Genomic DNA, 13329 nt, shown 5'->3' with positions numbered 1-13329 from the left:
TCCCCCCAGCGCCCCGGTGAGCCGATGTCGCGCTCGGAAGTCGTGGCGCTCGTCAATGAAGTGCTGTATCCAGATCCGCGTCTGCGTAGCCGGAGCGCATTCAATGCCAACTACTTGGGCAAACTCGAAGAAGGATTGATCCATTGGCCAAAGCCCGAGTACCGGGCGACCCTGCGGACCGCGTTAAGCGCACGTACCGATCAGGAGCTGGGCTTCTATAACCCGCGTGCCGTCAAGTCGGCTACCGTCGATGACGTGGATCGACGAGGCATGCTCGGCGCTATAGGTGTTCTGGTGGGAGCGGGCGTCGTCAGCGCCCCCACGCTGGCGTTGCTTGACACGGGGCCGTCGCACGAGCTGCCGCGACGGATCGGCAACGATCACATCACCGCGGTCATGGAAGCGGCGGACATCTTCGAACACTGGGACAACAGCCACGGCGGCGCCCTTGCTCGGGAGATCGCCGACGACAAGCTCCGCCGGCTCGCTCAGCTCCTACGACGGCCGTGCCCGCCGAAGCTGCGCGGCGACCTGCACACAGCGATGGCGCAGCTGGCCGGCGTGGTGGCGTTCATGCTCTTCGACGCCTACGACCACGACGCGGCACGCCGAAAATTCACCTTCGCGCTGCAGTGCGCGGAGGTGGGCGGGAACTGGCACCAACGTGCGCTGCTGCTATCGTACATGGCACGTCAAGCCATCTGGTGCGGACAGCCAGATGACGGCCTCACCTATGTCGAGATGGGGCTTGTACGAGCCGAACGGCTGACCGCCACAGAACGGGCCATGCTCAACACCGTCCGCGCCAGGGCGCTGGCCAAGCTAGGTCCGACCCATGCCCAGGAAGCCTTGGCGGCGGTGGGGACAGCGGACGACGCGTTCGCCCGCTCGCAGCCGGCCGACGACCCGCCCTGGATGCGCTTCTACGACGATGCCCAGCACCACGGCGACACCGCTCACGCCCTCTACGACGTCGCGATGCACACAACGCTTGCTACCGAAGCCGTCAGCCGGTTCCAGTACTCGGTCGAGCACCACCAGCCGGAGTTCGCACGATCCAGGGCGATCTCCCGCACGAAGCTCGCGTCTCTGACCATGGTCCAAGGCGATCCCCTGGAGGCCGCGCACATCGGTCAGCTCGCGCTCGCAGATGCCGGCGCGATTCGCTCTCGCCGCACCGCAGACGACCTGCGCGAGCTTCATCGCGTGGCGGGAAGCCACGCGAGCATCCCCGAGGTCTCGTCGCTGCGCGCCGCGATCGACGCGACTGTCAAGGCAGCCGCGTGATCGATGCCCTCACCGCGCTCATGCGCGCGTGTCAACAGGCCGGGCTCGACGCTAAGGGTGCCGAGCTGATCCGGGCCGGCGAGAACACGCTGTACCGGCTGCCCGGCCGCGTCGTCGCCCGCGTCACGCGTCCCGGCCAAGGGGCCGCAGCCGCCAAGGAAGTTCGAGTCTCACGCTGGTTGCAGCAGACTGGCGTCCCTGTCGTTCAGGTCCTGACCGGCGTTCCTCAGCCAATAGAGGTCGAGGGCCGGGCTGTGACCTTCTGGCAGGAGCTGCCCGACCATCACGAGGGCAGCGTCGACCAGGTCGCCGACATTCTTCGGCAGATCCACGGACTCCAGCCCCCACCAGAGCTCGCGCTGCCGCCGCTAGCACCGTTCGTCCGGCTAGAAGAACGCATCACCGAGACCGACGTTTTCGACGGCGAGGAGCGCGACTGGCTGCTCAAGCACCTTCACGGTTTGACCCAGCAGTACGAGAACCTGCCCGCCGGTCTTCCGCGGGCCGCAGTGCACGGGGACGCTTGGGGCGGCAACATCGTCGCCACCGCCGCCGGTCCCGTCGTACTCGACCTAGAACGCTTCGCATACGGACCTCCCGAGTGGGACCTCACCTCTATCGCCGTCGACCACTTCACGTTCGGGTCCATGTCCGCGACAGCATGGCACCGGTTCTGCACACGCTACGGCTACGAGGTCACCCGGTGGGCGGGCTACACCGTTCTGCGGGACGCACGCGAGCTGCGGAAGGTCACGTTCGCCGCACAGATGGCCGACCAGCAGCCCCACCTGAGTGGGCAAGCGCGATACCGGCTGGCCTGCATCCGCGGTGAACAAGGTCCGCGGCCCTGGCACTGGACTCCAGTCCCCTGACAGATCCGAGTGCGCCCGGTGCGGCCTCAGGCAGTCAAGAGCTGAGCGGCGGCGGGGCCGGGCATGGACGCAGGCAACGACAAGGCGCCCACCCGACTGATCGACGCCGGTTGGATCGGCAGAGTGCGAGCGCTGGTCGCCGCCACCAACATCGCATCGCCATAGCTTCGTCACGCCGGCTCAGGCAGGCAGGGTCGGCGCCTTGGCACCGCTCGCGTCGCCGTCGAGCAGGCCGAGCAGTCCGGCGGTGAACAGTTGCCGCCGGACTGCGGGCGGGATGTTGGTCAGCCGCAGGGTGCCGCCGCGGACGTGCACGGCCCGATGGCAGGCCACCAGCGTGCTGGTGGCGGCGGCATCGAAGCGGTCGAGGCCGGTGAGGTCGAGGTCGACGTCCCGGATGGTGTCGGCGCGCAGGGCGGCGAGCACGGCGTCGTACACGAGCCCGCTGGTGGCTGCGTCGAGCCGGCCGGCGCATCTCGCCGCCGGCAGGAGAGGGGTAGCGACACCGGCGAGGTGCTGGGTGACGCCTGAAGGTTACTCTGCGAGTAAGCGTGACGTCTGACCGCGAGGGACGCAGGCGTCAGTCGGTGAGGGGTGGAAGGTCGATCTCGTCGTCGGCGTCAGGCAGCGGCACCCATCCCGAACCGTCGACGGCGGTGATCAGGTGCGCGGCGGCGGGCGGGGAGCGGGCCAGGCGAGGACAGTTTCGCGGGTGCCCTCGACTTGATCGATGCCGGTGGTGTCGGCGGTGATCTCGTCGACCCAGGTGGCGAACCAGACGACACGGCGGTGTAGGTCGCGGCCTTTGTGCACGTATACTGTCCCGTAGCCCGAGCAGGGCTCGGCGAAGAGCTGCTCGGGTGCGATCTCCTGGTCGCGCAGCTCAGGCGGCAGGTGGCAGGTGTGCTCGGTTCGGCGTGGGGTGTCCCACGACCCGCATCGTAGTGTCGACGCACGGCGCAAGTGGCCCCTGCGATGGATGCTCACTCGGCCGACGTTCGGGTGAAGGAGGCTGCGCCCGCCGAGGTGCGGGCGGGCGCAGGTCACGCGGCGCGTGGCGGAGCGGGTTGGTGCAGACGTAGTAGGCGGGCGAGGGTGGCGGCTTGGTCAACCGTCGGGAGGCCGGCTTCGGCGGCGAGGGCTTGGATCTCGGTTTCGGTGGCGGGGTCGGTCAGGTAGCGGGCCATCGACAGCGTTCCCGGCAGGACCGGCAGATCGGGGTCGGGGTGTGCGGTCGGGGCCTCGCCGTCGGTTGTCCGCGTGGGCGGGGTCGACGGCGACGGGTGTGGTGTGTTCGCGCGTGATGTCTGGTCACGGCGTGTGGCCATGTCCCTCCCAGGACGGCTCGTGGCGTGAGGACGTGGTGTCGGGCCATGGGAATCTCCTTCGCGGTGGTAGGAACTCGTTGACGATCGATCGCCGGATCGCCCAGCCTGCGGACGGCGGCGGGTCGGCGTCGGTGAAGGGCCGCGGACTGTAGCTCCGGCGGCCGCGGAAGTGAAGACGTGCGCCACTCACAGCGACTTACAGGCGCAAGCCGCAGGTGTGAGTGGGCCGGGCGGTCGCGGAGTCTGTCGCCGAAGCGGTGACAAATATCGACAGCTTCCCAAGGATTGCCGCTCCGCTGCCGCCCGGTGCGTTGCCTCGGTGCGCGCCGCAGGGCAGGTGGTGACGGCGGCCCCGGGGTTGGGGGCGGGCATGGGCGGGTTCGGCGGCGTGTGGGCGAGTGAGCCGCCCGTACGCGCGCGCGGTGTGCTCCGCCGCGCCCCCATCAGGCGGCCCGGTCTTCCTGGTCGGGCGCGGTGTGGGTGGGGAACTCGGTGTCGTGGCGGGTGTCGGTGTAGGGCAGGTCGATGAGGCGGTGACGGCCGCCGCGGTCGACCAGTTGCCAGACCTGCTCGGCGGGGCTGGCGGCGAGGGTGGTGCGCAGGTCGGCGGTGGTGGTGGCGACGACGGTTTCCAGGCCGATGCCGGCGATGCGGTGGTGCAGGTTCGCCTCCCGGCGGGCGGAGGGGAGGTGGAACAGCACCGGCCATGCCCAGGTGCTCATCGTGTACAGCCGCTCGTACTTGATGACCTTGTCGATGAGGACGTGCAGGTGTTCGAGCCCGGTGTCGTACTCGAGGAAGAACGGCACGGACCGTCCGTCCTCGGTCCACACCCCGGCGCCGTCCGGGCGGGGAAAGCCGGTAGCCCCGGCGATGATGATCTGCGGGTCGCCGCCTTCGCGGTAGAGGGTGCCGGGTTCGTGGTAGGCGGATGCGGGCTGCCAGCGGACTAGCTCGGTGTCGGGGTGGGTGCGGGCGTGGGCGGCGAGGTCGATGAAGACCTGGTTGCCGCCGAGCAGGTGCGGCAGGTCCGGCCGGGAGGTGAGGGACTGTTTGCGGCGGCGGGCCTGTTCCCGGCGGGGCCGGCCGAGTCCGCGTTGGGCGTGGACGTGGTCGTAGCCGAGTTGGTCCAGGACGTAGTGGTAGGGGTGCGAGCCTCCGTCGGCCTTGTTGGGCCGGAACCGGTCGACCGCGCGTAAGGCGGTGAGGCGGCGCAGTCGGCGTTGGGTGAAGTCCAGGGACGGGAACAGAGCGGCGGCGACCTGGTCGGTGGTGAGCACGCCGTGGTCGTAGAGCCAGTCGAGGAGCCGGTCGTCGCGGGCGGTGATGCTGGCCTGCAGGCGCAGCAGCGGATCCGCGGTCGGTAGGTGTTTACCCATGGGCACAAGCCCCTGGGGGGAGACCCGAGACTGGAGGGTCTGTCTGGAGCGGTCCCCGACTGCTGACAGCGGGGCTGACCTGGGCTGTGAGCGGCCGTGAGGGGTCAGGTTGGGGGTCAGGATCAAGACGGACGGTAGAACGGAGATCTGTGCTGACTGCTACACCGTCGGGCACACCGGGTTCGGCGTGACGGTGCGGTGAGAGTGGGTGTGAGTCGGGTCGGTGACGCTGGTGAGGTTCCCGGTGCGGGGTGATCATCGTTGTTGCTCCATGGTCGCAGGTGTGAGTGGGTGTGAGGTCGGTGCGCCCGCCGCCGCAGCGGGCGGGAGCGATTGGCAGGCCCGGTCAGCATCTGTCAGCTCGCGGGCCTGCTGACAGGCGCTGACGCTGGTCTGACAGCGGCGGCTCGGTCTGACCGAAGCCGACACTCGGGGTTCGGTCATGCGGCCTCTTGGTGTGACAGGTCTGGTACTGGCGGGGTGGTTTCGGCGCGTAGGACGCGTACGAGGGCGGAGGCGGTGGCGTTGGACAACTGGTGCCCGTCAGCGCGCAGCTGTCGGGCGAGGGCCTTGCGGGACAGCGGTGTCCCTTCGGCGGTGAGGGTGCGGGCGGCGGTCCGGGCGGCCGGGACCAGCGCGGTGACCTCCGGACCGCCATCGCCGGTCGACGCCTCGTCGTCCCGGCGGTCCGGGACCGCCGGAGGCTGGTCCGCGACGACGGGGACCGCGGTCGCGGAGTCCCGGCCCGCGGCGGCGGTGACGGGGACCGGCGGGCGGGTGTCCGGGACCGACGCGTCGACGGTCAGCGCCGATCCACGCGCGGGCTGGGCGGTCGGGTGGGGTGGGGCGGTGTCGGCGCGGCCGAGGGCGATCTTCACCATCGCCAGGAAGCCCAGCGCCGGCAGGGCGGCGGCGATCCAGCCGATCACCGACGCCTCCGCCTCCACCACCTGCGCGGCCAGGGACAGCAACACCGCCACAATGAGCACCGTGGCGGGGAAGACCACGCTATTGCCTAGGCGCCGCTTGCGCCGCAACTCCAGACCGGCGGCGATCGACATCAACTCCAGGACGATCGCGTCGGCCCAGGCCAGCCAGCCCGGCTGCCCGTGCCCGGCCGCGACGTCATGCACATGCGTGAACGACGCCGCGCCAGCCGCACCACCGATCAACAGCATGATCGCCACCTGGGCCCGGTTCTCCCACCGCTCCCGCCCCGCACCCACCCGGGCGGGTGAGCCGGGGTCACGTTGGTCAGGTGCCGCCAACGGCCCACCACCTGGATCCAGGCGGCGCGTGCACGGCCGCGTTCGGCGTTGTCGTGTGCAGGCGGGCCGCGACGGCAGCCGCCGCCTCCATGAGGTTGTCGTGTGAGGTCACGTTCTGCTCCAAACAGGTGGTTGAAGGGTTCGGCTTCAGGTGGTTAGGGTTCCGTCCCAGGTCGGGCCTGCCCGGCTCCGGTCAGTTCCCGGGCAGGCCCGACCCTGCCGGGTGACGCCCGGCCGGGCGGACCCTCGTAGGTGCAGGGGACGACAAAAGTCACTATGGTCGAGTCAACGAACACAGACCCCGCGCAGGGGCAGGCACCAGGACACCAAGCCGAGCCACAAAGATCAGAACTCACCACCGACAGCGACGCAGAAGCGCTCAGGTGGTGCGGCGACTCAACTCGCCGACAGACGATCCTTCATGTGGGTCCTCCCATCTCTCTCCCCGTTACCCCCCCCCGCGGCGTCGGCACGAACAACGGCAGGCACCCCATCCGTGGGGTGCCTGCCCGCTGCTGTGTGGCCGACCGCGCCAGCCGGCGCTGCGGGAACGTGTATCCAGTACGCCTCGGCAACCCCCGTCGAGTCAACCCCCAATTCGCTACGGATCGCCACCGAGTCTTGTCACCAGTCCGCCGGGGTGCTATAGAGTCCGCCCCAGTGCTCTCCAGTCCTCCTGCGTCCGCGTGGTCACGGCGGAAAACCTCGCAGCGCTACTCACCTGGCGGGACGGGTGGTCTCACCAGGCGGACCCAGACGCGTTTGCCGCCGTCGTCGGGGCTGTCCACACCCCGCGCGTGGCCCACAGCCTCGATGATGGCCAAGCCCCGGCCGCCGTCGCCGTCCGGGTCCCGGCGGCGCGGCACCACCGCCGAGCCGTCCACCCCGAGATGGTCACGTCGCCGTCACGGGCGTTGAGCTGCAGAGACCATTCTGCGATCGTCGTCCCCTCTGTCACCAGTGCGGACGTGCCCCATTCAGGCCGCGGCCCTGCGGCCGTAACGGATCCCGCAGCCGTGACGCCACTTCAGTGGAGCCGTGTTGCCGCGCGGCTCCGCCGCAGGCAGGTGGGACCAGCACCCCCTCGGGCCCCCTCCAGGTTCCGCCCGCCTGCGGCCACCGCGAGGGCGCGGCGAAGCCCAAGGCGATGACCCGCCGCGAGGGGCGAGCGCCATGGCGCCGGCCTGTTCGTGGCGGCGTTGAACCCTGGCCGCCGTCGCCGTGGCGGCATTGTCGCCGACGTGGTCTTCCACAGCGACCGCAGCAGTGAGGGCGAGTGCACTTTGGCCGACTTCGCCCGCGCCTGCGCCCGCTGCAAGGTACGCCAGTCGATGGGCCGAGACGGATCGTGCTTCGACGCCGCCGAGGCCACCTTCTCCACCTTCACCGTCTAGCTACTTCCACCTGGCAAACGCTGACGGCTGCTGAACTCCGACATCGGGCCGCTGAGCTCGTGGCCGCAGTCCTCTGCCTGTAGTCCCGGTCAGGCGCTGATGACGCTGATCTTGACCAGGTTGTGGGCCAGGACCCCGTGTCCGGTCCAGATCCTGGCTCCTTCGGTGCTGTTGATGCGTGTGCGGTCCCAGCCGTATCCGCGTTTGAGGGTGCTGATCCTGCCTTCTATCCCGGTTCGCCACTTCACCGTTCGTCGGAACGCTCGTCGGTGTTCTTCGGCCTGTCGGGCCTTACCGGGTTTGCCCTTGCGGGGGATCACGACGGTGCGCACGCCGAGGTCGTGGAGTGCTTCGTCGACCTTGTGTTCGCCGTAGCCGCGGTCAGCGGTGACAGCTCGCGGTGCCCGACTGGCGCGGCGGGCGATCCGTTCGATGGCGGGGGCCAGTTGCGGGGCGTCGGCGGGATTGCCTTGCTCGACGGTGTAGTCCAAGACCACGCCGTCGTCGTTGTCGGCCACTTGGGCCTTATGGCCGAACTCGACCGGCTTGCCCAGCCGGCCCTTGGCGATGGGGCGGGCGTCGGGGTCGTGCAGGCTGACCCGCCGGGTGGCCCCGGCCGGCGTCACCCCCGAGAGCCGTTGCCGGGTCTGCGCGGCGATCTGCCTGGTCGCGGTGACCAGGTCCACCAGATCGTTGATCGCGCGGGCGAGTTGGCCACGGCGTCGACCCGCGGCCGCATCATGCTCACCGTTGGCCCGCTGCTCCACGGCCTTTGCCCGGGCCCGCGCCAGGGCTCGCCTGGCGTTGGCCAGCACCCGTTCGGCACCGTTGGCGGCACTCTCGGCGAGGTCGGCCAACTCGCCGGTGACCCGGCGCACCGCGGCCTGTGCCTGGTCCTTACCGGCAGCGCTGCGCGTCCGCAGCTTCGCGCCGATGGAGTGGGCACGCTTGCCCGCCGACCTGGACCGGTCCCGAATCTTGGTGCGGGTCGCGGCGATCCGGCCGATCGCCTTGGCCAGAAGCCCGGAGTCGGTGGGATAGGCGACATTGCTGGGCACCACCGTGGTGTCGACCCGGACCCGGTTGGTGCGCAACAACTTGGCCTCAGCGGCCTTGGCCAGCAACGCCTCGTTCAGCCCTTCCACCGCGGTGGCGCCGCACCGGGTGGTCAGCTTCATCAACGTCGTCGGATGCGGCACCGAGCCCTCCAACGGGATCCGGCAGAACCGCCGCCAGCTGATCGAGTCCGACACCTCCCGGCACAGGCTCTCGTAGCCCAAGCGGTAGCGGAACTTCAGAAACATCAACCGCAGATAGGTCTCCATCGGTGTCGACGGCCGACCGATCCGCGGGTCGAAGAACGGCACGAACGGCGCGAAGAACGCCGGGTCGTCCAGCAGCGCGTCGACTCGTGCGAGTTCCTCAGGAAGCCGCAGCAACTGTTCCGGCAGTGTCGACTCGAACAACGACAACTGATCGCCTACGGTACGAAACACGATGGCCTCGATCCCTTCTAGCCCAAGGGTTCGAGGCCATCCTCTCGATCACACGGCGCCCGAAGACGGACCGCCACGCGCCGACTTTTCAGGTGGAAGTAGCTAGTGCCGTGACCACGAACGTTCACGGTGTTGGATGACACGCCGTTCGGCTTGTCGGCCGGGGGGCGTTGTGCCGGTCAGGCTGTGGCGGTGGCAGATCTTGTACGCGTGCGGCGGCTGAGTGATCAGGAAGGTCAGCAGCTGCTCAGAATCACCCGCCGGGGAACCGGTTCACCGATCCGACTACGTCGGGCGATGGTCGTGCTCGCCTCGGCCGGCGGGAACACGGTGCCGGCCATCGCCCGTCTCGTGCAGGCCGACGAGGACACGATCCGGCAGGTCATCCACCGGTTCAACGAGATGGGGATGGCCAGCCTGGACCCTCAGTGGGCGGGTGGCCGTCCCCGCCAGATCAGTCCTGACGAGGAACAGTTCATCGTCGAGACGGCCAACACCCGCCCCGAAAAGCTGGGGCGGCCGTTCACCCGCTGGAGCGTGCGCAAGCTCGCCGACCACCTGGGCTCGCATGCCGCCCGCCGGGTCCGTATCGGCCGGGAAAGGCTGCGGCAGATCCTGCATCGACACCGGATCACCTTTCAACGGACGAAGACGTGGAAGGAGTCCACCGACCCTGACCGGGACGCCAAACTCGCCCGGATCGAGTACGTGAGCAGCCACTTCCCGCAGCGGGTGTTCGCGTTCGACGAGTTCGGGCCCCTGGTGATCCGCCCGCAGGCCGGCACCGGATGGGCTCCGGCCGGGCACCCCCATCGGCTGCCCGCGAATTACCACAAGCTGCATGGCGTCCGGCAGTTCCACGGCTGCTACAGCGTCGGCGACGACCAACTCTGGGGCGTCGTGCGGCGCCGTAAGAGCGCCGCGAACACCCTCGCCGCGCTCAAGTCGATCCGCGCCGCGAGGCCGGACGGTGCACCGATCTACGTCATCCTGGACAACCTGTCCGCGCACAAAGGCTTGAAAATCCGAAGGTGGGCGGCCCGGAACAAGGCCGAACTCTGCTTCACCCCGACCTACGCCTCCTGGGCCAACCCGATCGAGGCCCAGTTCGGGCCGCTGCGCACCTTCGTCATCGCCGGCTCGAACCACCCCAACCACACCGTCCTGACCCGGCGGTTGCAGGCCTACCTACGCTGGCGCAACGCCAACGCCCGCCACCCCGAGGTCCTGGCCGCCCAACGCCGAGAACGCGCCCGCATCCGCAGCGAACGACAACGACGATGGGGCCAACCCGCCACCCGCGCAGCCTGACCAACACCGTCAACGTTCGTGGTCACGGCACTAGGCCGAGTACGTCCACCGTCGCCGGTTCCGGACCCCGCACTGATGCCCGCTGCCTGGATCACCGACTTCTACGACCGGCACCGCCGACACTCCGTCTGCGACTGGCGCTCGCTTACCGACTGCAGACGAACAACGCCGTTGCCCTGGAGCTCACCCAGCATATTCCTTGAGGGCGGGATGCGTTCCCCCAGCCGGGCCAGGGGCCTGCGTTGGCCTGTCGGCTGTACCGGCACGGTAGGCGCATGTCCGGGGGCACCGCCAGCAGCAGCCCGGCCATCGCGAGCAGCATCCATCCGGTCAGGTAACCAAACGCGGCTGTGGGCGAGACGGCCCGTCCACAGCAGGCCGGCGGCGGCGGAGGCCGCGAGGTTGCCGAGCGACTGCACGGTGGCCAACACCCCGAACGCCGACCCCCGCAGTTGCGGTGGGGCCAGTGCGGCGATCGCCGCGTGCTGCGCGGTCTCCACGGCGCCGATACCGGCACCGGCGAGCAGAAACGGCACCACCAGCGCCCACAGGCCCGGGCTGGGGATAGCGAGCAGTGCGTACGCGGCGGCGAACCCGGCTACGCCGACGGTGAGAACGAGGACGGGTCCGCGCTGGCCGAGCCGGTCGGCGGCACGACCGGCGGGCACTGACGCGGCCGCTGCGGCCACGTTGTACGCGACGTACATCCCCAGCGCCACGGTGGTGGCGGCTCACAGCCTGCGGTCAGGGCTGAGCAGTTCGGTGGCCCGAAGAATCAGCAGGGTCGCGGCGACGTTGCCGACTTCGAATGCCGCCACCGCCGCCAGTAGCCGGCCCAGGTCGCCGCGTAGCACCGGCCGCACCCGGATCCGCAGCGGTACCCGTGGGCGGGGCTCGGCCGTCGGAGCACGGCGGATCGCGTAGACGATCGCCGCTGCTGCCAGCAGGCCGGGGATGACGGACAGGCCGATCACCCAGCGGGTGCCGACCGCGGCGACCAGGCCCAGGGCCAGCAGCGGCCCGGCGATCGCGCCGAGGTTGTCCATCATCCGCTCGAACCCGTAGGCCCGCCCGTACGCGGAGGCGGGCACGATGTCGGCCAGCAGCGCGTTACGCGCCGGCACCCGAAGCCCACGCGCCGCCCACGCCCCGGCGCGCAGCGCACCGACCTGCCACACCGGCGTTGCCGCGCCTGTGCCGGCCGTCAGCGCCGCCGTGGCGGTGTACCCGCCGACGGCAACCGTCCGCCGGCGAGCCGGGTCGTCGGCGAGGGCGCCGCCGGCGAATCGGGCCGCGCCGCGTCGGACACGCCCTCGATCACGCCCAGCGCCGCCGCCGGCGCACCCAGCGTCGAGGTCAGCAGCGACGGCAGCAGCGCGGTGGGCACCTCGTGACCGACGTCGGCCAGGCAGCTCGCCGCGCCGATCCCGGCCACGCCCGGGGTCAACCACCGCCGGTCCGCGGCAGCGTGCTCCGGTACCGGTTGCGGCGCTGTCGGGCTCACAGCCGATCAGTGTGCCCGACGCGGTAGGGTGGCGGCGCGCGCGGGCCGTCACAGGTTGAGCACGGCGTGCGCGACGAGGAAGTAGATGATCAGTCCAGTGGCGTCGACGAGGGTGGTGACCATCGGGGCGGACACCACCGCCGGGTCGACACGCAGCTGTTTGGCCAGCAGCGGCATGGTCGCGCCAACGGTGGCCGCCCGAGCGCAGATGACCACCAGGGACATGCCGACGACCAGAGCGATCTTCCCACCCACGACCAGAGCGCCGACGGTCAGGCCCACCAGAGCCAGCAGCGCGCCGAGCAGCAGTGCCACCCGGGCCTCACGCCAGATCACCGCGGCACCCGGTGTCGACCAGCTCGGCCACCGGCCGCCCGGGCGGGCTGAGCACCACGTCGCGCAACCCGGTCACCCGACCAGGCGGCGACCTGTGTCGACCACCGGCAGGGCGTAGACGGTCTCCGCCTGCGCGCCCCTGTACCGCACGGCTTGCAGCGCTTGCCCGGCCGTGGGCTGCCAGGGCAACTCCACCACCTCGGGTGTCATCACCTGCCCGACCGACCTGGCCGGATAACCCAGCAGCGCGGCGGTCATCTGCCGCTCGTGCGCCGACACCCCGACAGGACCCGCTCGGCGACCTTGGCCGGCGCCTCGCGCAGCATCCTCGCCCGGTCGTCCGGGTCCATCCCCTCGACCAGCTCACGGAACGCCTGATCCCGCGGCCCGGCAAGGATGGCCTGCTGATCCACCGGATCGAGTTCCTCGAACACCGCCAGCGCCCGGTCCTTGGCCAGCAGCCGGAACGGCACCCCGGCGGCCGTACCGTCGAGACGGTGATTCTATCGATCGTGACGTGGTTCGATTCGGCCCCTGCCGCGCCAGCCCGGGGGAACCGCCCGGGCGCGAGCAGTCGTGGTCTGACATCCGGGTGTGGGGTAGTCGGGGAGGAGGGGACGGATGGGGTTTCGGCCGGCCCCGGGTGGGGTTCAGGTGGTGGTGGCGAGGAGTTGTTCGCTGAGGGTTTGGTTGAGCTTTCTCAGCTGTTGTGAGGTTTCTGTCTTTTCGACGAGGTTCTTGAGGAGGCACTGGGTGCAGGTCACGGCGGCGATGGTGGTGGCCCAGTCGGTGAGGTGTTCGTAGCCGGCGATGGCGAGCTTGGTGATGCGTTGGGCGGCGTTGAGGGCGAACAGGTCACGGATGGCGTCGTTGTGGGGGGTGCGGAGGAAGTCCTGGAAGTCGCTTTCGACTCCGCGGATGGGACCGGATCGGGTGTGCAGGGGTGCGGTGCCGAGATCCCGCAGGCAGGTGTCGATCCGGTCGGAGTGGCGCTCGCTGGCGTCGGCCATGTCCTCGATGATGCGTTTGAGCGTGCTGTCGTGGATGCGGGTGCCGATCAGGAGGCCGAGGATGGAACGCGCCTGGTGTTCCAGGTCCTGCATGGCCGCGAGCTCGTAGAAGAAGATCTCGTTGGCGGTCTTCACCGCTTCACC

14 protein-coding genes and 1 pseudogene are annotated in these 13329 nt (G+C 69.9%); 4 read left to right on the top strand and 11 right to left on the bottom strand.

The features are described 5' to 3' along the window. Window positions 1-24 precede the first annotated feature (24 nt). Together ABZ808_RS30065 and ABZ808_RS30060 are read left to right on the top strand one after the other, a co-directional pair. Entirely contained in the window at window positions 25-1287 is a 1263-nt protein-coding gene (locus ABZ808_RS30065) for a hypothetical protein (protein WP_357012779.1), read from the top strand. Further along, entirely contained in the window at window positions 1284-2159 is an 876-nt protein-coding gene (locus ABZ808_RS30060; RefSeq protein WP_357012777.1) for an aminoglycoside phosphotransferase family protein, read from the top strand. Before ABZ808_RS30065 ends, ABZ808_RS30060 begins: the two co-directional genes overlap by 4 nt. A 180-nt stretch (window positions 2160-2339) precedes the next feature. On the opposite strand, the gene ABZ808_RS30055 is transcribed toward ABZ808_RS30060, so the two are convergent. The 4 genes from ABZ808_RS30055 to ABZ808_RS30040 form a co-directional block, all read right to left on the bottom strand. Then, entirely contained in the window at window positions 2340-2648 is a 309-nt protein-coding gene (locus ABZ808_RS30055) for an STAS domain-containing protein (protein ID WP_357012803.1), read from the bottom strand. A gap of 171 nt (window positions 2649-2819) precedes the next feature. After that, the gene (locus ABZ808_RS30050) at window positions 2820-3122 is read right to left on the bottom strand and encodes a hypothetical protein (RefSeq protein WP_357012776.1); all 303 of its coding nucleotides are present in this window, start codon (window positions 3120-3122) and stop codon (window positions 2820-2822) included. A gap of 808 nt (window positions 3123-3930) precedes the next feature. Further along, on the bottom strand, window positions 3931-4866 hold the full coding sequence (locus tag ABZ808_RS30045) for a replication-relaxation family protein (RefSeq protein ID WP_357012774.1): 936 nt from the start codon (window positions 4864-4866) through the stop codon (window positions 3931-3933). A 440-nt stretch (window positions 4867-5306) separates the two neighbouring features. After that, window positions 5307-6044 carry a DUF2637 domain-containing protein gene (locus ABZ808_RS30040; RefSeq protein ID WP_357012802.1) on the bottom strand — a complete coding sequence of 246 codons (738 nt, stop codon included), beginning with the start codon at window positions 6042-6044 and terminating at the stop codon, window positions 5307-5309. Between the two features lie 1331 nt (window positions 6045-7375). Between ABZ808_RS30040 and ABZ808_RS30035 the strand changes: the two genes are divergently transcribed. Continuing rightward, window positions 7376-7528, top strand: coding sequence for a hypothetical protein (locus ABZ808_RS30035; RefSeq protein WP_350754073.1), 153 nt, complete (start codon window positions 7376-7378; stop codon window positions 7526-7528). 89 nt (window positions 7529-7617) lie between these two features. On the opposite strand, the gene ABZ808_RS30030 is transcribed toward ABZ808_RS30035, so the two are convergent. Next, a complete protein-coding gene (locus ABZ808_RS30030) occupies window positions 7618-9024 on the bottom strand; it encodes an ISNCY family transposase (RefSeq protein ID WP_357012773.1) in 1407 nt (468 codons plus the stop codon). A 192-nt stretch (window positions 9025-9216) separates the two neighbouring features. On the opposite strand from ABZ808_RS30030, the gene ABZ808_RS30025 reads away from it, so the two are divergent. After that, window positions 9217-10335: an IS630 family transposase gene (locus ABZ808_RS30025; RefSeq protein WP_357012771.1), complete on the top strand. Its 1119-nt coding sequence runs from the start codon at window positions 9217-9219 to the stop codon at window positions 10333-10335. A gap of 101 nt (window positions 10336-10436) precedes the next feature. Here the strand turns inward: ABZ808_RS30025 and ABZ808_RS30020 are convergent, their stop codons facing one another. The 6 genes and pseudogenes from ABZ808_RS30020 to ABZ808_RS29995 form a co-directional block, all read right to left on the bottom strand. Further along, window positions 10437-11054 carry an MFS transporter gene (locus ABZ808_RS30020; RefSeq protein ID WP_357012769.1) on the bottom strand — a complete coding sequence of 206 codons (618 nt, stop codon included), beginning with the start codon at window positions 11052-11054 and terminating at the stop codon, window positions 10437-10439. A 12-nt stretch (window positions 11055-11066) separates the two neighbouring features. Further along, window positions 11067-11786, bottom strand: coding sequence for an MFS transporter (locus ABZ808_RS30015; protein ID WP_357012767.1), 720 nt, complete (start codon window positions 11784-11786; stop codon window positions 11067-11069). A 101-nt stretch (window positions 11787-11887) separates the two neighbouring features. Next, window positions 11888-12175 carry a magnesium transporter gene (locus tag ABZ808_RS30010; protein WP_357012765.1) on the bottom strand — a complete coding sequence of 96 codons (288 nt, stop codon included), beginning with the start codon at window positions 12173-12175 and terminating at the stop codon, window positions 11888-11890. A gap of 72 nt (window positions 12176-12247) precedes the next feature. Beyond that, window positions 12248-12433 (bottom strand): hypothetical protein, encoded by a 186-nt coding sequence (locus ABZ808_RS30005; protein WP_357012763.1) that lies wholly within the window; start codon window positions 12431-12433, stop codon window positions 12248-12250. Next, a pseudogene (locus tag ABZ808_RS30000) lies at window positions 12430-12654 on the bottom strand (hypothetical protein); the annotation flags it as partial. The pseudogene ABZ808_RS30000 and the gene ABZ808_RS30005, both read right to left, overlap by 4 nt. Window positions 12655-12825: 171 nt before the next feature. Then, window positions 12826-13320 (bottom strand): DUF892 family protein, encoded by a 495-nt coding sequence (locus ABZ808_RS29995; RefSeq protein WP_357012762.1) that lies wholly within the window; start codon window positions 13318-13320, stop codon window positions 12826-12828. Window positions 13321-13329: the final 9 nt, after the last annotated feature.

The organism is Micromonospora sp. NPDC047527 (assembly GCF_040643015.1).
In the GTDB taxonomy this organism is placed as follows: Bacteria; Actinomycetota; Actinomycetes; order Mycobacteriales; family Micromonosporaceae; genus Micromonospora.
This window is presented reverse-complemented; position numbering and strand designations above follow the sequence as displayed.

Bases quoted from the DNA above. Each gene is read 5' to 3' on its own strand.
- ABZ808_RS30005 (WP_357012763.1), bottom strand. From the start codon at position 12,433: ATGACCGCCGCGCTGCTGGGTTATCCGGCCAGGTCGGTCGGGCAGGTG.
- ABZ808_RS30045 (WP_357012774.1), bottom strand. From the start codon at position 4,866: ATGGGTAAACACCTACCGACCGCGGATCCGCTGCTGCGCCTGCAGGCC.
- ABZ808_RS30065 (WP_357012779.1), top strand. From the start codon at position 25: ATGTCGCGCTCGGAAGTCGTGGCGCTCGTCAATGAAGTGCTGTATCCA.
- ABZ808_RS30040 (WP_357012802.1), bottom strand. From the start codon at position 6,044: ATGCTGTTGATCGGTGGTGCGGCTGGCGCGGCGTCGTTCACGCATGTG.